Source organism: Rhodopirellula sp. UH5 (genome assembly GCF_056839225.1).
In genome coordinates this window covers 1,546,744-1,565,135 of record NZ_CM166390.1, presented here as the reverse complement: position 1 = coordinate 1,565,135, position 18,392 = coordinate 1,546,744, and the positions used below count along the sequence as shown (strand labels likewise).

General features: G+C 56.2%; 9 protein-coding genes. 6 read left to right on the top strand and 3 right to left on the bottom strand.

Annotation, left to right across the window (positions count from 1 at the left end):
- Nucleotides 1–21 precede the first annotated feature (21 nt).
- The 3 genes from ppsA to UH5x_RS05755 all read left to right on the top strand — a co-directional run bounded on the left by ppsA (nucleotide 22) and on the right by UH5x_RS05755 (nucleotide 7,403).
- Nucleotides 22–2,439: a phosphoenolpyruvate synthase gene (gene ppsA, locus UH5x_RS05765; protein ID WP_482635053.1), complete on the top strand. Its 2,418-nt coding sequence runs from the start codon at nucleotides 22–24 to the stop codon at nucleotides 2,437–2,439.
- Nucleotides 2,440–2,501: 62 nt separating this feature from the next.
- Entirely contained in the window at nucleotides 2,502–2,696 is a 195-nt protein-coding gene (locus UH5x_RS05760; RefSeq protein WP_047813956.1) for a hypothetical protein, read from the top strand.
- A gap of 81 nt (nucleotides 2,697–2,777) precedes the next feature.
- The gene (locus UH5x_RS05755; protein WP_482635052.1) at nucleotides 2,778–7,403 is read left to right on the top strand and encodes a DUF6797 domain-containing protein; all 4,626 of its coding nucleotides are present in this window, start codon (nucleotides 2,778–2,780) and stop codon (nucleotides 7,401–7,403) included.
- Nucleotides 7,404–7,680: 277 nt separating this feature from the next.
- Here the strand turns inward: UH5x_RS05755 and UH5x_RS05750 are convergent, their stop codons facing one another.
- Nucleotides 7,681–8,223 (bottom strand): P-loop nucleotide/nucleoside kinase family protein, encoded by a 543-nt coding sequence (locus tag UH5x_RS05750; protein WP_482635051.1) that lies wholly within the window; start codon nucleotides 8,221–8,223, stop codon nucleotides 7,681–7,683.
- A gap of 910 nt (nucleotides 8,224–9,133) precedes the next feature.
- On the opposite strand from UH5x_RS05750, the gene UH5x_RS05745 reads away from it, so the two are divergent.
- Nucleotides 9,134–11,143 (top strand): alkaline phosphatase D family protein, encoded by a 2,010-nt coding sequence (locus tag UH5x_RS05745; protein ID WP_482635050.1) that lies wholly within the window; start codon nucleotides 9,134–9,136, stop codon nucleotides 11,141–11,143.
- Nucleotides 11,144–11,556: 413 nt separating this feature from the next.
- Here the strand turns inward: UH5x_RS05745 and UH5x_RS05740 are convergent, their stop codons facing one another.
- Nucleotides 11,557–12,018 (bottom strand): hypothetical protein, encoded by a 462-nt coding sequence (locus tag UH5x_RS05740; protein ID WP_482635049.1) that lies wholly within the window; start codon nucleotides 12,016–12,018, stop codon nucleotides 11,557–11,559.
- Nucleotides 12,019–12,287: 269 nt separating this feature from the next.
- Here UH5x_RS05740 and UH5x_RS05735 point away from each other — a divergent pair, with 269 nt between their 5' ends.
- Entirely contained in the window at nucleotides 12,288–13,133 is an 846-nt protein-coding gene (locus UH5x_RS05735; RefSeq protein ID WP_482635048.1) for a PA4780 family RIO1-like protein kinase, read from the top strand.
- A gap of 131 nt (nucleotides 13,134–13,264) precedes the next feature.
- Here the strand turns inward: UH5x_RS05735 and UH5x_RS05730 are convergent, their stop codons facing one another.
- The gene (locus tag UH5x_RS05730) at nucleotides 13,265–16,162 is read right to left on the bottom strand and encodes a CRTAC1 family protein (protein WP_482635047.1); all 2,898 of its coding nucleotides are present in this window, start codon (nucleotides 16,160–16,162) and stop codon (nucleotides 13,265–13,267) included.
- Nucleotides 16,163–17,165: 1,003 nt separating this feature from the next.
- On the opposite strand from UH5x_RS05730, the gene UH5x_RS05725 reads away from it, so the two are divergent.
- On the top strand, nucleotides 17,166–18,371 hold the full coding sequence (locus UH5x_RS05725; RefSeq protein ID WP_236696166.1) for a DUF1559 domain-containing protein: 1,206 nt from the start codon (nucleotides 17,166–17,168) through the stop codon (nucleotides 18,369–18,371).
- Nucleotides 18,372–18,392 lie beyond the last annotated feature (21 nt).

The window sequence follows — 18,392 nt, the reverse complement described above, 5'->3', positions numbered from 1 at the left end:
ATCTGTCACCAGGAGACTTCGATGTCCGCTATCGCATCTGCCGTTGATCTTGTCCGTTGGTTTGACCAAATCGGGATCGAGGATGTTCCGAGCGTGGGTGGCAAGAACGCTTCGCTGGGAGAGATGTTTCGAGAACTGACGCCGCATGGTGTTCAGATTCCGAATGGGTTTGCAACCACGGCGGCGGCTTATCGAAATTTTCTGCATGTGTCCGGTTTGGACGAGAAAATCTCCCAGGTTCTGGCGGATTTGGATTCCGGTGACATTGGAAACCTTCGGCAACGTGGGCATCAAGTCCGCGAGCTGATCTTGAGCACCGAGTTCCCCAACGACTTCAAGACTGCGATTTGCGAAGCCTATCGTCAGCTCAGCGCTGAACGGGGCGTACCGCTGGATGTTGCGGTTCGAAGCAGTGCCACGGCGGAAGACTTGCCAGACGCCAGTTTCGCCGGACAGCAAGAAACCTACTTGAATGTCCGAGGTGAAACGGCGCTCCTGGACGCTTGTCGGCGATGCTTTGCGTCGCTGTTCACTGATCGTGCGATCTCTTATCGAGTCGACAAAGGTTTCGACCATCACCAAATCGCTTTGTCGGTGGGTGTGCAGGTCATGGTTCGCTCTGACATTGGAACGTCCGGCGTGATGTTTTCGCTTGATACCGAGAGCGGTTTTCGCGACGCAGTGCTGATCAATGCCGCCTACGGGCTGGGGGAAAACGTGGTGCAGGGCGCTGTCAACCCAGACGAATATTACGTTTTCAAACCGACGCTGCGAACGGGAAGTCGGCCCATTTTGAAGAAGGCGGTTGGCTCCAAAGAAATCAAGATGGTCTATGACATCGGCGGCAGCAAGCTCACCAAGAACGTCCCGGTTTCCCTCGAAGATCGCACGCGATTCGCCGTCAGCGACGACGATATCCTGACGTTGGCACGCTGGGCCTGCCAAATCGAAGACCACTACAGCGAGAAGAAGGGACAGCCGTGTCCAATGGACATGGAATGGGCCAAGGACGGAAACACAGGCCAATTGTTCATCGTCCAGGCGAGACCTGAAACCGTCCAGTCGCAACGGTCGAAGTTGACGTTGGAAACCTACCGGTTGCGTGGCATGGGAACTGCGATCGTCAGCGGCGGTGCGGTGGGATCACGCATCGGCCAGGGCAAGGTTCGAGTGATTGCGGATGCCAGCGGCCTGGCTGAGTTTCAAGACGGCGAGGTGCTGGTGACCGAAAAGACGGACCCCGATTGGGAGCCGATCATGAAGAAGGCGGCGGGGATCGTGACCAATCGTGGTGGCCGGACCTGCCATGCTGCGATCGTCAGTCGGGAACTTGGCTTGCCCGCCATTGTTGGGACCCTTCGCGGCACCGAATTGCTGCACGATGGGCAGGAGGTCACGGTGTCGTGTGCGGAAGGAGACACAGGCGTTGTTTACGACGGCTTGGTTCCGTTCGATTTGGAAGAGACTCAGCTGGATCAACGCAAACGCCCCCAAACCAAGGTCATGATGATCTTGGCAAATCCCGACGAGGCGTTCTCTCTCTCCTTCATTCCAAACGATGGAGTTGGCTTGGCACGGATGGAATTCATCATCAACAATCACATCAAGGTGCACCCGCTGGCACTGCTGAAATTTGACCAACTCGATGACACCGCGGCTCGCACCGAAATCGAACGCCTGACAGCTGCCTATGTCGACAAACCTCAATTCTTTGTCGATCGGCTCGCCGAAGGTGTGGGGATGATCGCCGCGGCATTCTATCCCAAAGACGTGATCGTTCGAATGAGCGATTTCAAAACCAACGAGTACGCCAATCTCGTTGGTGGGCGACAGTTTGAACCGATCGAAGAAAACCCGATGCTTGGTTTCCGTGGTGCATCGCGTTACTACAACGAACGGTACCGTGACGCATTCACCCTGGAGTGCCGAGCGATGACAAAGGTCCGCGATGAAATGGGGCTGACGAACGTCAAACTGATGATTCCGTTTTGCCGCACCGTGGAGGAAGGCAAACGCGTTCAGGAAGTGATGGCTGAGCAGGGACTTGAACGTGGCAAAAACGGGTTGGAGATCTACGTGATGTGTGAAATTCCAAGCAACGTGATTCAGGCCGAGGCCTTCGCAGAAATCTTTGATGGCTTCTCCATCGGATCGAATGACCTGACTCAATTGACACTGGGGGTCGATCGCGATTCCGAAATCGTGGCTCACATCTTCAATGAACGCGACCCTGCCGTGATGGCGACCATTCAATCGGCGATTGAAACCGCGAAGCGAATGGGACGCAAAATTGGCATTTGCGGGCAAGGTCCCAGTGACTACCCCGAGTTTGCCGAGTTCCTGGTCGAGCAAGGCATCGACAGCATCTCGCTGAACCCCGACGCCGTGTTGAAAACGACGGTCAGAATCGCAGAAATGGAAGACCGACTTTCGAACTGAGAACGCAGTCACGGTCCGTGTGCGATGAGCAGTGTTCCCTGAACAACGCTCTCGAGGATCACATGTCTTCGCTCATCGCACACAGGTGTTTTTGGTTGGTCTTTGCGGGGGGCTGTCAGGCGACCTTTGCGGGCGGTGTGGAATCCGACGCGATGGTTGTTGCGTTCTTGTGCTTGCCATTTTTGCTGACTTCGTCCCGCCGCGAAGTGGCGTGGGAGACAGCCATTGGCCGCCCACGCATGCGGCGAAGCGGCTGATATACTAGGCCCTTCCTGCCTCGATAGTTCCACGTTCTGGTTTGAATCGTGTTGAACGCACTCCCTCCTGAAGCACTCTCCATGCCCGCCTTGATTTGTCGTTCGATGCTAGCGTTGTTCGTTGCGCTAGCGGTTCCCTTGTTCGCCCAGTCGCCTGATGCAACCTCGCCTAAGGCGATATCGTCTGAAAACGCATCGCCCGGCGTTCTAAAACAGGACAACTTGGTGGCGTGGTGCATCGTCCCCTTCGACGCGGCGAAGCGAAGTCCCGCGGAACGCGCTCAGATGCTGGTCGATCTGGGCATCCGTCGCTGCGCCTACGATTGGCGAGCGGAACATGTGGCGAGCTTCGAGCAGGAGATTCTGGAGTACCGCAAACACGGCATCGAATTCTTTGCCTTTTGGGGCGGGCATCCCGAAGCCTATCGGTTGTTTGAGAAGCACGATCTGCATCCGCAGATCTGGATGATGCCGCCCAATCCACGCGAAGGCACGCAGGAGGAAAAGATCCAACAAGCTGCCGAGCAAATGGTGTCGGCGGCTCAGGAAACCCAGCGTCTGGGATGCAAGTTGTCGCTCTACAATCACGGCGGCTGGCCCGGCGAGCCTGAGAATCTGGTCGGCATCTGTCGTGCACTGCGGGATCGGGGATTTGAGCACGTCGGCATCACGTACAACTGGCACCACGGCCACGAACACATTGATGATTGGTCGAAATTATTTGCGTTGATGCGGCCGTACCTGCATTGCTTGAATTTGAACGGGATGAATGACGGCGCGAATCCAAAGATTCTGGGCATCAGCAAAGGCAAGCATGAACAGGACATGATTCGCGTCGTGGCGGAGAGCGGATACCAGGGACCAATCGGCATCCTCGATCATCGCCCGGAACTGGATGCCAAGGAATCTCTGCTGGAGAACATTGAGGGGCTGCGATGGATTCGTGATGAAATGAAGCAACCGGGCAGCGGCGGTGCAAAGCCGAAGACACCGGTACCGCCCGCGTCCGTCCGTGCTGAGTCGGCTCAACCTATCACGCCGGGCACCAGCGGTTTGTTTCCGGGCTCGCCAAACTATCGCCAACCGCCAGTCACGGTGGAATGTCGGGCGACATTGAAGTCCGCGGATGGCTACAACATCCTGGTCAGCAGTGATGCCAAGCGGTCGGCCAATCACTGGGAACTGTTCAGCATGGCAAACAGCGGCACGCTGACGGCTTACCTGCCGGGCCGGCAACCGGACCATGTTCGCAGTGAAGCGGTGGTCACCGATGGCAAACCTCACACGTTTTCGATGATCTATGAGCCTGCTCGGGTGCGTCTGTTTGTCGATGGCAAACAGGTGGCAGATCAACGCATTTCCCCCCCGCGCGGCCGAGGCATCGATGGCGGGCTCGGGATTGGTCGTTTGGTCCAGCGATCTTTCCAGTTCAACGGCGTGATCGATTGGGTACGTGTCTCCCGCGGCGTTCGTCCGATCCCGTCGTCTGACGTTGAGAAGGTTTCGGTGGAGGATGACACGCTCGGATTGTGGAAGGTCGAAGGGGAGAGCGGCAAAATTCGTTTTGTTGGCAAATCAACGCGAGCCGACCAGCCTGCTGCCGAAGCGGATTCCGAGGCCAGCACGCCTCCGACGGCAGTGCTTCCCTATGATCCCAGGCTTGTGGAGGCATTGGTCAGCGAAGCGATGCAGCAGGGCGATGCGGTGCGGGGAGCACGTGTGTTTGCCAGTGCGCAAACCGCGTGTCTGTCGTGTCACGAGGTCGGTTCCCATGGCGGAACGGTCGGGCCCAGACTGTCCGCGATGGAGAAGCCACGCGAACTGTCACACTTGGTTGAATCCGTGTTGTGGCCCGATCGCGAGATCGCTCCGGAGTATGTGAACTGGAAGGTTTTGACAGAAGAAGGTCAGGTTCTCACGGGGTACCGAGCGCAGTCGGACGAGGAGTCCGTGACACTACGAGATCCAGCCTCGGGCAAGGAAACGGTGATCGACGCAGATAACATCGTCGATGAGATCGCAAGCGGCACACCGATGCCCGCGGGTTTGGCCGCGGCAATGACGCGTGAACAACAACGGGATCTGATTCGCTTTTTGGCGGAAGTCACCAACGACAAGCGACCACTGCCCAGCGAACTGACGCACGTTTTGGCTCAATCGCAATCTCATGGTCCGGTGTCATTCCCGTATACCCTCGAACCAGTCAGCCCAGAACGTTGGCAACATGCAAAACACCAGGTGAACCGTGACCGCATCTACGACTTTTACACCAAGCAAGCGGAGCATTTTCGGAAACAGGATTCCTTGCCGATGTTGCTGTCGCCTTATCCAGGGCTCGATGGTGGGCAACACGGTCACTGGGGAAACCAAACGGAGGAAACCTGGGCCAGCGACGGGTGGCAGCAGACGGTCCAAGGATCGGTGTTGGCGGGCGTGTTTCGTGGCGATGGAAAGACCGTTCCGCGAGGTGTTTGTGTGCAGTTGGACGGCCCCGGTGAACACTCGGTTTGCTTCGACCCTGACACGTTGAGTTATGCAGCGGCCTGGAAAGGCGAATTCGTGACAACCTCGTCCGTCCGCCATGGATTTGTCAGCGGACTGAAGATGCAAGGCAAACCGATTCCGGTTCCATCGACAGAGACGCCGAAAGAGCCTTTTGAGTACCACGGGTTCTATCGACATGGCAATCGTGTGGTGTTCTCGTACCGCATTGGCGAGACCGAATACCTGGACTCACCGCGGATGAAAAATGGGCAGTTGGTTATCGACCGAATGCCCGCCAGCGAACATCCGTTGCGCGACGCGTTGGCAGGCGGCCCAGCACAGTGGCCACAAACAATCGGGACGCAGATCGTTCCGGGCTCGGGCCAGCCCTTTGCGCTCGACACGATTGAGTTGCCTCATGACAACCCGTGGAAGGCGTTGCTGTTTTGTAGCGGTCATGATTTTTTGCCCGACGGCAGTGCGCTGGTTTGCACGATGCAGGGTGACGTGTGGAAAGTCAGCGGACTGCAAGCCCCGGGGGATCAACCGGCCGTGGCAACTTGGCGACGTTTTGCATCCGGATTGCATCAACCGTTGGGGCTGGTGGTTGCCAACGATGGGATCTATGTGCAGTGTCGCGACCAGTTGACACGTTTGACGGACCTCAATGGGGACGGCGAAGCGGATTTCTATGAGTGTTTTAGCAACGCCTTTCAAACCTCTCCCGCCGGGCACGATTTCATTTGTGGGTTGCAACGCGATGACCAGGGGAATTTCTACACGGCCTCCGGCAACCAAGGGCTGCTGCGGATTTCGCCGGATGGCGACCAAGCAGATGTCATTGCCACTGGCTTTCGCAATCCCGATGGGCTGGGCATTTTTTCAGATGGAACCGTCACGGTCCCCTGCAGTGAAGGTGGTTGGACGCCCGCGTCGATGATCTGTGCCGTGCCCAGTTCCTACGATGACTCCGCAGGCAATCCTCCACCGCACTATGGTTACCGCGGTCCGCAAGGCAACCAGCCGCCGTCGCTGCCGCTGGCGTATTTGCCTCGCGGGTTGGACAACTCCAGTGGCGGCCAAGCTGTCGTGCCACCGGGCGTGTGGGGGCCTTTGCAAGAACAGTTGTTGCACCTTTCGTTTGGAACGGGGACCTGGTTCACCGTGTTGCAGGACGAAGTGGACGGGCAAATGCAGGGTGCCGTGGTTCCCATGGCCGGTGATTTTCTCTCGGGAGCTCACCGCGGTCGGTTCTCACCCGCCGACCAACAACTGTATGTGTCCGGATCGCAAGGATGGGGAGCCTATGTGCCGGAGGAGGGCAGTTTTCAACGAGTCCGCTGGACCGGGCAGACTTTTCAAGTTCCAACCGGTTTTCACGTTCACGAAAATGGCGTGCGAATCACATTCGCGGAACCGGTTGACCCAAGCATTGCCGCCAACGTGCAAAGCCATTTCGCACAGTGTTGGAACTACCGTTACAGCGGAGCGTATGGATCGCCGGAGTACTCTCCCATGCACCCCGGCGTTGCCGGGCATGATCCGGTGGCGATCACGTCAGCGCACGTCTTGTCCGATTCCCGGACCGTGTTCTTGGAGATCCCCGACCTGCAACCCGTCAATCAATTGCATCTGCGTTTGCACGTCAACGAGGATGACCAGCACTTGACGGGCGGACCGACCGGAACCGGCCACGACTTGTTTGTCACCGTTCATTCCCTGGACGCTGCGTTTCAAGACTTCCCCGGCTACCGATCGGTGGAAAAGACCATTGCCGCGCATCCTATCCTGAGCGATTTGGCGTTGAATGCGATTCGTGTACCCAACCCGTGGAGAAAACCGATTCCGAATGCCAGAGCCATCGAACTGAAGACGGGAACGAACCTGACCTACCAAACCAAAATCATTCGAGTGAAAGCCGGCGAGCCGTTGGCGTTCACCTTGGTGAATCCAGATGTCGTGCCGCACAACTGGGCGTTGGTGCGTCCAGGGGCGCTGCAAGAGGTTGGTGAGCTGGCCAACCAATTGATCGCCGATCCCGAGGCCTTCGCTCGCCACTACATCCCCGACACGGAAGACGTTCTGGTTGCCACCGACGTGGTTGGCCCAGACGAGTCCCAAACTGTCCACTTCCGAGCCCCCTCGCAACCGGGCCGCTATCCCTTCCTCTGCACATTCCCAGGCCACTGGATGGTGATGAACGGAGAAATGATTGTGGAGTGACTGTCCTCCGCCTCACGAGAAACTGAATCGTCAGCGAGGCACAAATCAATTGGGGTGCTTCCTCGCTCACGCGTCGGTATTCCACTGCTAAGCAGGTACGCAGGTGTCATCGGGTATGTGAGCCGCTGGCGTTAGCCACGGTTTTCAGGCACAACCGGGGCTAACGCCCAAACGGCTCACATGGTTGTGCTTGATCACTCCTGCCGACCTGCTTAGCCGAAACCACAGTGCAATCTTCTTCGCAGCCCCCCAGCTTCCATCTCCGCCCTCATCAAAATCACGATCCATCTGGCGGAATGGAAATCTCTTCACCTGATTGACTCGTATCAATGTGCTTGACGTCAAACGCGGGCAAGGTGGGCGGTGCATCGCGAACGTGTTGATTCCAATCGACCAATTTGGCTTGGTCTCTCGGGTTGCCTCGAAGCTGGATCCTTTGACGTCGCACTTCATCATCACACGTCAGGTACCAAATGGTTGGCGCGACATCCAAGCGATCGCGAAGCTGTTCCGGCCAATCAACATTCCTCAGCTCTCGCGTGAACGGACCAACAATCACCACGCTCACGTGCGAGAGGTTTTCCGCTGCGGTATCGAACAGGCATTCGTACACCGCGTCACGAAACAACCGCTTGTACTCAGGACTGTCCCGGTCAGTGTGATCCATCCCCGCCGCTTTCAATCCCGCGCGTACAACGGGCTCCGTCACCGTGTCGCTGTCCAGCAAACAGGCCGCCAACTTAGTTGCCAACGCTTTTCCAAACGTGCTTTTGCCAACGCCGGCCGCACCCGTGACGATGTGAAGTGAATGCGTCGACATAAAAAGAGGATCAGTCCAGGCAAGGGCGAAGTAGGAAAGTCAGTCCCGCGATCAATCAACCAGGGTTGCTTGAAAGAGTTTGAAACATGAAGCGTCGGTGAGGCAGGGGTGGAGTGCATCGGTTCCTCGCTCACCGGATCGTTGATTCGATTTCATAACCCGACGCGTGAACGAGGGACCCACCGGCGCGTTGCAATGGCATGCAGTCCCTCGCTCACGCTTCGGGTTAGGATTCAATCAACAGGCCCGTGACGCGTCGGGTTTCCATGAAGGCACCCGCCCAAAGACGATTGCAAAGCGCAAATTGTACAATGCAAATCGCATAGTGCTTTGTGGCCTCGCGTTGGAGGTGAGATCAGCAAGAATCAATTTGCAATGTGCATAACCAGTCGCGGAGCGACGGAAGCCGATAGCCTTGGGTTTTCAACCCAAGGACATACGCCGATGACACACGTGTCACCAAGTCGCGGAGCGACGACAGTTGTCTGCAGCCATCTGGTTCACGCCTCCGTGCGATTGGCTTCCAAGCTCGTCGAAATCCCCCCAATCCCTGCGATTTGAAGTTGCGTTTTTCAGCAGACAGGCAACCAGACCGACAACCCCAAACACACCTCCAGAACGCGTGAGCAAAGGGCGAGTCATGGTCATCGGGGCCCCGCTCAGACGCAGGGCTCAATTCCTTCTTGCGGCACGAGTTGATTCCAACCAATAGACGCGTGTCGTCGTGTGTGTCAACATTTCTTGTCGAACCGGCACCTTCCTAACGTTCGCAGCCAACACTTCGATCGATGAATTGCCTTGTCAATTCCAAGTGAAATGATGCCAATCGTCTGGAATACAATCCGTGTGCGACCGAATGCCTCTCCTCGGCATGTTCCCCTCCCAAAAACGCTCCCCGCCTCTGACCATCATGAACCTCACAAAACTTCATCCATTCTTATTACTCGGTTCGTTTTGCCTGGCTTCGCTCGCGACTTGCGACACGGCGAAAGCCAACGATGTGGTTGGGCCGCTCGTCGGAGCTGTCGAAAGCTCTTCTGCGAATTTTCTGTTTCGCGTGGGTGAGTCCGAGCAACCGTTGCGATTGTCGGTTTTGTTGGATGGCGATGTGGTTCAAGCAGTGAATTCGGTCGGTCGCCAGGAAGATGACTTTGTGGCCAAGTTTTCAATCTCCAACCTAAGACAAGACACTCGGTACCACTACCAAATCACGAACACGAAAACGGGAGAGACATTGGTCGAGGCAGACGATCAACACTCCTTTCGAACTGCCAATCCGGCTCGCCACGGGAATCGCGTTTCCGTCGGATTTGTTTCCTGCGTTGACATTGAACCCAATGGCATTTGGAAAGAAATGCAGGGGCTGGATCTCGACACCGTGTGCTTGATGGGTGACACACCCTACATCGACAGCACTGATCTGAAAAAGGTGCGAACAAGGCAGCGTGAATTTTTGCAGATGCCTGATCTGGCGGAGTTGGCTGCCAACACACCGGTCGTGGGCACTTGGGACGATCACGACTTTGGACTCAACAATGGCAATGGCCACAATTTGATGGAGGGCAAAGTCGACACACGCCGGGGGTTCGTCAACTATCGGGCTCATTCGCAGTTCGGCAATGGCAAGGAAGGCGTTTACCATCGTGTCGACCTGGGCATGATCGAGGTGTTCTTTCTCGATCCACGCTACTTCTCGCAAACCGAGCCTTCTCCCGTCGATCCAACGCAGCCAACGTGTTTCGGTGCCGAGCAATGGGAATGGTTGCTAACAGGTTTGCGTGAGTCCAAGGCTCCCTTCAAAGTGCTGGCCTTCGGTGCGATTTGGGAGGACAAGAAGAACTTCGAAACCGATGACATGTTCACCTACTGGTACGAACGGGATGCGTTGCTGGACGTGGTCAAGAACGAAAACATTGGCGGTGTCGTGCTGCTAGGAGGCGACATCCACGTGGCCCGGCATTTGATCCATCCACAGCGAGTGGGGTATGACCTGCATGACTTTGTCATCTCGCCGGGGCACAAACGCACGATCACCGAGTTGGATGTCTTTCACCCGTCGTTGGAATGGTCGCTGGTCGAAGGTTGGCAGTTTCTCACCTTGACCGCGGACGGGACACAAGCAGAACCAACGTTGACGGCTGAGTTCCGCCAACCGGATGGCGTCGTGAACCGCCAAGTCAAACTCCCGCTTGCATCATTGACTGCAGTTGATTCATCCAAACCGGATTCTGGGTTGAGAGCCCACTGGTCATTCGATGGCGACTTGAAGAATCAATCGGTTCTCGGCAGCCGCATTGATGCGGTTGCTGTGAACGACGCTCAGGTGGTTTCCGACGGAGGCGTCTCCGGTGGTGCGTTGAAGCTGGATCGTTCTCGTGAACAGTTTGCTCGTGTGCCACGAAGTTTCTTGGATGACAACTCGAACCATCACACCGTGTCGCTGTGGTGCAAACCGACCAGCCTGCCGGCACACGGCACCTCGGAACGACACTTTTTGTTGGAAAGCACGGCGGAGGGAACCGAGTCCGCAAAATCAGCCTGGCATCTCTCGCTAGGAATGCGGTCTTCGGAGGACGCCAGCAAGGTGAACCTGCAATTGTTCACACACACGTTGCAGCCCGCTACCGAAATCGGGGCGGCTCCGGCCGCCAAGGCGCAAGGCGGTTTCGACGCCTTGGTTGATCGCGAAGCTCTCTTGGGCCGTTGGAATCATGTGGTCATGGTTTTCGATTCCAAATCGCTCACGCTGACTCTGAACGACAAACAGATCGCCAAGCATCCGCTGCCAGTTCCCGGTCCGGCTTCCGAGATTGGAGGACTGATCATTGGCGGGCATCGCGTCGGTGCCGGTCGAAACTTCGACGGGTGGATCGACGAGGTCTCGATCTGGCAAGGTGAGATGCCCGCTGAAACCGAATGATCGAACGGTCGCTGGGTGCGGCTGGTCAACGAGTGACTGCTGCAACAAACGCAGTTTCCCAAGCTCAGGATCCGTCCCCTCACTGCCGCAACCAGTTCAATGGCCACAAAGGGAACCGTCTCGCTCGCATCCCACCCGCCGCGTCAGCCAGGCATTGTCCTGGACTGCGGAATGTTTGTTAATGGCGTTCTGATAGCGGATGCCATTTTTCTTCCGGCTTCTGTCTTTCTTCATCCCTAAGCAGGTCGGCAGGAATGATCGGGCATCACCATGGGAGCCGTTTGGGCGTTCGCCCCGGTTGGACGTGAAAGCAACCACGCTTGCCAAGACATTTCAAATGCCGAAAGACTCCTGCCGACCTGTTTGCCAAGATGGAAACTTGCGCAAACGAATCCCCGCGTTCCGTCTGTCCTTTACGCGGTGTGCAGACTGACCAAGTACTGGCCGCCGGTGGGAGCGATTTCTGCACGCAACTTCAGTTCTGGGGACAGACGAGACAGCCGATCGATCAACCAGGCGGCGACAGAGTCCGCGTCGTCCTGCGAGGGACAGCGAGCCATCGCTTCGCGGCCACCTTTGCGTTCCAGCCGCTCAGTGGCTGCGATAATCGGTGCCGGGTCGACGACGATCAAATGCTCCGGCCACGGCACGACCGGATCGTTCCCACCCTTGCCTGTGTTGCACGCCTTGTGAGCCAAGCGTTCTGGCGGCACCGAGTTCTTGTCCTGCTTTTTCTTCTTGGCTTTGGCCTTGGTGATCCGAGTGTCCACGCTGGCACCGCGAGGGTCATTTGGCGACATGTCCGGATCAACCGGTTCGTCGCACAGCCAGCAGCGCCAGCCATCGGCCTCACCCACATCATTGAGTTGTCCCATCGGTTCCCTTCAAAGCGTAGCGAAACTCGTCAAGAGTTTCGTTCTCATCAAAAATACGAACATCTTCACAACATCCCCCCGGCTTCAATTGTTGTCCCATGATAGCGGTTGCACAGCTGAATCCGGCCCTCGCAGGCTCATCAGGAGAAATTTGTGCCGACCAGGGAGGCTGTTCTGGGGTGGCGATGTTAGGATCAGGGACGCATTTTGCTCCCCTTTCGTCTCCTGCTTCCCAGCGGAAGCGACTTCGTTCCTGAATCGGTCGTCCTTTGAAAGTCCCCAAACGCATCCAGCCTCTGATCGAAGACGGGCTTGTGGACCAAGTCTTGGGCTCTCTGATGAGCGGCAAAGAGGCCCAGGTTTTCCTGGTCCGTTGCGGTGACGAGGTTCGCTGCGCGAAGGTGTACAAGGACGTTGCCAAGCGTAGTTTCAAGAACGCGGTGCAGTACCAGGAAGGCCGAAAAATTCGAAACAGTCGTCGTCAGCGAGCCATCGACAAGCGTTCCAAATTCGGTCGGGATCAACAGGAAGACGTCTGGCAGCGGGCCGAAGTCGACGCCTTGATCAAACTCTCCCAGGCGGGGGTACGCGTTCCGAAGTCGTACGGATTCTTCGATGGCGTGTTGTTGATGGAATTGATCGGCGACGGGGAGGGCGGAGTGGCTCCACGGTTGAACGACATCACGATGTCAGCGGAACAAGCGGTCCGAGAGCACGCCGTCATGATGACGTACGTGTTGCGGATGCTATGTGCTGGTTTGGTGCACGGAGATCTCTCTGAATTCAACGTGCTGCAAGAGGAAAGCGGCCCCGTCATCATCGATTTCCCGCAAGTCATCAACGCATCTGGCAATAACAACGCCAAAACTATGTTGCAGCGAGATGTCCGAAACATCACCCAGTACTACGCCCAGTACGCGCCCGAGTTAGCGGAAACGCATTACGCGGAAGAGATGTGGGAGTTGCACGAGAAAAGCGAACTGGACCCCGACATCAAACTGACTGGCCGGTTCAAATTCTCAACCAAGTCCGCCGACGTCAAATCCGTCATCACAATGATCGACCTCGCCTACGAAGACGAACTGGACCGCCAAAACCGCTCCGATGGTGGCTGAGATCAGACGCCTGCCTGAGAAAGATCGAAGTGTCAATGCTGTTCGCTCACGGAGACTTCCGGTGTCCCTGCTCAACACTCTCGGTCTTTTCGCCTGAAATTGACCTCCGTCCCACACGATCACATCCGAGATCACCTGTGCTTCGGTTCGGGGGCTTGTTGGAATTTTCTTGCAAACGGTGATTGGCTTTGGACACACAGCCATTCGGTCCCGGTCGATAGGCCTTGATGGGACTGCGTCGATCCATCGGGCCAATCAATGGTCACCTCGACCTTGCCTTCATAGTCTGCCAAACCGAGATGAAGAGTTCGTTGGTTGCTGCATAGATAGCCATCGCCTGCAGTGATTGTCGCAACCGTGGAACGATCGCCGTACCGAGCTTTCACTCGTGCGCCGATGGCGTCCGTGGCTGAGTGAGTGCCTCGCAGTTCGAAACGGATCCAAGAGTGGTTTGTTTCTGTTCGGTTGATCATCAGTGCAACTGGTTCCGTCTGATGAGTCATGACAAAGTCTTGTTTGCCGTCGCGGTTCACATCAAGGAACCAAAGGGCACGTCCAACGTGGGGGTCAGCGAAGTATTCGTCACCGAAGTCGTCCTGCACGATCTCAAATTTGCGACGCCCGGTTTGTCGGATCATTTGAAACGGTTGTGCGTACCAAACTTCCTCGTCATCGACCGGGAAATCTGTATGCCCATTGGTGACGACAATTTCAGCATGTGAATTGTTGTCGAAATCGATGGCTTGGCAACCGAAGCCAACCATCGGCCACGTTGAAGATGCAAAACCGCTCGACGGCGTCGCATCTTTCCAAAGACCGTCCCGATACTGGCAATGCAGCGTATTGTATTCTCGCTCGAAATTTGTCACCAAGAGATCCTGTCGCTCGTCCCCGTCACAATCCCAGCAGGCAATCCCCATGGAACCTTGCGCATTGGAGTTGGCGTCGGTTGCCAATCCGGAGATCATCGCGGATTCACGCAAAATGAATGGGGCATCGCCTGTCGAGTGGCTGCTGTAGTAGTGGTTGGGGGTCATGTCATTGGCGACGAAAATGTCCAAACCAACTTGCGAGTCGACCGAACCGATGATGAGCCCCAAGCCCCTGCCCAAGATGTCAGCGGTGACCGACCACTGGGACGTCGCATCGACAAAGCGACCGTCAGGTGTTCCTTTCCAAAACTCATCTGCCCCTGCAGGGAAATGCGTTGGCGCGCACGATCGTGTGATTGTTCCACCCTCCGCCGTGCAAGCGTTGGTGCTGGGGGCAAATCCATCGCAATAATTCACGATCACCATGTCAGAGATGCCGTCGCCATCTAAATCAGCGATCGCCCCACTGGTCGACCAATTTTGATCGGCGGATGCGAAACGATTGGAGCACTCTTGAAACGTTCCGTCACCTTGGTTGATCCAAAGCTGATTGCCCCCGTAATTCAGTGACAAAACGTCCGGGAAGCCGTCTGCATTGACATCGCCGATGGTAACGCCCTGTCCAAACGCTTGATCGGTCGTCCCTGCATGCCTGGTGATCGGGACAAACTGCCCTTCAAGATTGCGGAACCAGGCACTGGACGAGGAATCACGTTGGCCAGGATTCCCGCCTGCCGCTGCGAAAACAAGATCACTCCATCCATCTAAATCGAGATCCAGTGCACCGCCGCCGCAACCGAGCGTGTTCGACAATAGAATGCCCGGTTGATCCAACGTATCGGACGTTCGCCCAAAAAAGTCCAAGCCGCGTTGAGTCGCTTCGTTGCGAAGCAGAGGTGTCGTCCACTGCGTCGCTGTCCAGTCCCGGTCGCGATCAGCATCCTTTCGGAACAGTGAAAATTCGGCCGCCGGCAACTCACCAAGATCCAGTTGCAATGCAGGATGCCGTTCAGTGCTCTGCCAAGGAGTTTGCCGGCGGAGTTGCCCAAGAATCTGTTGGCGTGCTTGGGTGAGTGCTGCCGGAGTTGGATGCAATTGACGAATCCCGAGCGCGGCCCACGCTTCTGCTTCCCACAATCGCCCCAGTGCCGCATGGGTTTCCACGAGTTCAACGAGCGTTTTGACGTTCTTTCCACTCGGCGTCGCGATCCGCTGTTCGGCTTGGTGCAAGCGTTCCAGCAGAGTGATCCGTGTTTGAATGGAATCGAGAATGTCCTGTGGCCACGGCGAAGAGGCTAGTGTTTTGGAATGGAGGGCGGATGTTTCGCGAATTGTCCTCGCCAAGTTTTGCCAAAGCTGCATCACGTTTGCATTGCGTCGGGTGCCCTCCCAATAGTATCTCGCCGCGGCTTGGATTTGACCGGTTTCCGATGCCCAGTTGCCCAGGACAGACCAGTACTCCCATCGATCGCTGCAACTGTCGTCGAGACCACGATGCCACGACTCCAATTGGTCCCATTTTGCTTGACGAGCCAGCGATCGGCCCAGCAAAATTTGGGCAGGCGCAAATTGGGAATCTTGCTTGAGAATGGTTTGAAGAACGCGCACTGCTTCAACAAGCTTGCCCCGATCAAACTGCCATTCTGCCTGAGCCAGCAACGGACGAATGTCTGATTCATTGCGGTCAACCATTTTGACCATCGAATCAATTTCCAAGGTTCGGCCACGCGTATTACCAATCGCCAACAGTAAGTCTTGGTCGATTTGTCGTTGACGCACCAATGCTTCGCCGTGAGGCAAAGCCGAGTGCCGATCCCCCAACCCTGTCCAAAGGTCAAACAGCAAACGTCGCGATTCGTGCTGAGCCGGCACTTGCTGGACAGCCATGGTGAGCAGGTCAATCGCGTCCATCACTCGACCAACCGAGATCAGTCCCACAACGGTGCGTTGTACCTGAACCGGCGAAGCAAAAGCATTTTTGCGAGTAGCGTCAATCATCAAGTCGACGGCCAGTTGCTTCTTGTCCAGAGCAAAGGCAAGCGACGCGATCTCTTCCAGGACTTGCGGGTCGTCTTGGTGTGTGATCAGCACGTCTTGAGCGATTCCCCAGGCTGTTTGCAGATCGCCAGATTTTATGGCCGTTCGCAAATCAACCATGGTCGAATGAGGCTCAACCGCCAGATGCTGATCGTCCCCCCCCGCATCACTTGGACGGCGGCACCCTGTGCATGGCAACGTGACCAGGGTCAGTACGAGCCACAATCCAAACCGTGGGATCGCCGAACCGAAAGGCATGACCAACATAAAACTCGCATGCATGAAATTCGCGTTTGGGGCGGACCAGGGAGCCATCGTCTCCTGGCGATACCCCGTTTGTGATTGCAACTCTCGATCACGTCTCCGGTAAAAACCTAGGTTGTTGAGGTTGACCTTGCAAGAAGCTCAGCCTGCTGATTTCGTTGGAGGTGTAACCAACAGGAACGAAGGCATTGAAACGGGTTTGCCGAATTGGTGCGCAGCACGCTTAGGCGTGTAGTCCCCCATCTCCAATCCGCCACCCAATGGTCGACGAGTTGAGTACACATTCATTCTCAAGACCATGCCGAATCGAAAGTGTCAATATCTGGCTCGTTAGCATGTTAATGCTTGGCAGACTGACTTCAGTCTCGCCTTGCCGAGTGGGCGTCGACACCCAGCAGATGTCCCCTCACCGGCATCGTGCCTTGGGGATTTCCGGGACATTCATGCTGACCGGAATCGAGCCGTCTTTGTCGCAAACGGGTGAATAAACCCCCTTGACATGCTCAGAATGCTCAGGCAGAGTACTGTAATACTGAGACGTTGTTTCAGTTTACACACGCCCTGGCCTGTTGTCCTGCCCCGAAATACTGAGTCGCTGTTGGTTCCCTTCGTTCGGAAAAACTGATTTCCCGATCGAACGTGAACGCTCTTGAAAGCTTTGCTCAAATCATTTCCTCATGGTCACGGAACGAGTCTGTCGTTTCAGTGATGCACTGACGAATCTAATTTTGGCGATCCTGACCATCGAAATTTCAATCCCACAGATTGCAAATTTGGTCAGAGAACTCACTGCGACCGCATCCTGCCCAGTTCTTGGTCCCCTCCTTTTTTGATCAATGGTTTTTTTATGAAAGTCAGAATGTCTCGACGTGGATTCACTCTCGTCGAATTGTTGGTCGTTATTGCCATCATTGGTGTGCTCGTCGGATTGTTGTTGCCTGCTGTTCAAGCTGCGCGCGAGGCAGCCCGCAGAATGAGTTGCAGCAACAACTTCAAGCAACTTGGTTTGGCAATTCACAACTATCACGCTGCCTACAACAAGATGCCGATGCAGGCCACCGGCACTTTCGACACCCATACTGCCACTCCCGAGTTCTGGCGAAATGGCGATGGTGCGAACCACTATCGATTGAGTATCTTGGTCGGTTTGACTCCCTTTCTCGAGCAACAAGCGATTTGGGAGCAGATCACCAACCCGATGGTAGGTCGAACCGATGAAGGGACCGGATGCCCCGGCGGTTCCAACGCATGTCCATGGCCAGCGATGGGACCGACGCCCAACCAGTTGCAATACATTCCTTGGGCCACTCAACTCCCATCGCTTCGATGCCCAAGCGACCCAGGAAGCGGGTTGCCATCGCTGGGACGTACCAATTACGCAGCTTGCTTGGGTGACTCTGGCGCTGGCTCCATTTGGCTCGGTGTTCGTCCCTACAACTATGCCAACAAGCCTGGCTCAGGCGATTTTCAACGGTCTCGCGCTGCCCACCGCGGCGTGTTTGTGAACGGCGACCAGTTGCAATTTCGGGACATTCTCGATGGCCTGTCCAACACGATTTGCATGGGCGAAATTGCCAGCGATATGGGGGACCAAGACATCCGAACCCGACCGTTGACTGGCACATCGCTTCAACCGGAAGACGCGCCCCAAGAGTGCATGCAATACGTTGCGGCTGATCGACCACAATACTGGAACGGAACGGCACCAATGGATGGTAGCGCTGGCAATGGACGTGGCTACCGATGGGCCAGTTCGTACACGGTTTACAGTGCGATCACGACCAATTTGCCGCCAAACCGCGAGCTTTGCACAACGCAAAACTATGCCGAGCAGGTTACCCTTCCTCCATCGAGTCGCCACCAAGGTGGGGTCCACGTGTTGATGGCTGATGGGGCAATCAAGTTCATCACCGAATCCATTGAGGCCGGGAACTTAGACAACCCAATGGTTCGCCAAGGTGGAAACGCAGCGAACTTCAACCAGCCCGGTGCAAAAAGCCCGTACGGTTTGTGGGGTGCATTGGGAACTCGAGCAGGCAAAGAAACGTTCGAAGCAGACTTCTAGGTCGACGGCCGTTCGCAACCG

Excerpts from the sequence above, each read along its gene's own strand:
- UH5x_RS05760 (WP_047813956.1), top strand. The coding sequence starts at position 2,502 with ATGTCTTCGCTCATCGCACACAGGTGTTTTTGGTTGGTCTTTGCGGGG.
- UH5x_RS05725 (WP_236696166.1), top strand. The coding sequence starts at position 17,166 with ATGTCTCGACGTGGATTCACTCTCGTCGAATTGTTGGTCGTTATTGCC.
- UH5x_RS05755 (WP_482635052.1), top strand. The coding sequence starts at position 2,778 with ATGCCCGCCTTGATTTGTCGTTCGATGCTAGCGTTGTTCGTTGCGCTA.
- ppsA (WP_482635053.1), top strand. The coding sequence starts at position 22 with ATGTCCGCTATCGCATCTGCCGTTGATCTTGTCCGTTGGTTTGACCAA.
- UH5x_RS05745 (WP_482635050.1), top strand. The coding sequence starts at position 9,134 with ATGAACCTCACAAAACTTCATCCATTCTTATTACTCGGTTCGTTTTGC.
- UH5x_RS05730 (WP_482635047.1), bottom strand. The coding sequence starts at position 16,162 with ATGGTTGATTTGCGAACGGCCATAAAATCTGGCGATCTGCAAACAGCC.
- UH5x_RS05740 (WP_482635049.1), bottom strand. The coding sequence starts at position 12,018 with ATGGGACAACTCAATGATGTGGGTGAGGCCGATGGCTGGCGCTGCTGG.
- UH5x_RS05750 (WP_482635051.1), bottom strand. The coding sequence starts at position 8,223 with ATGTCGACGCATTCACTTCACATCGTCACGGGTGCGGCCGGCGTTGGC.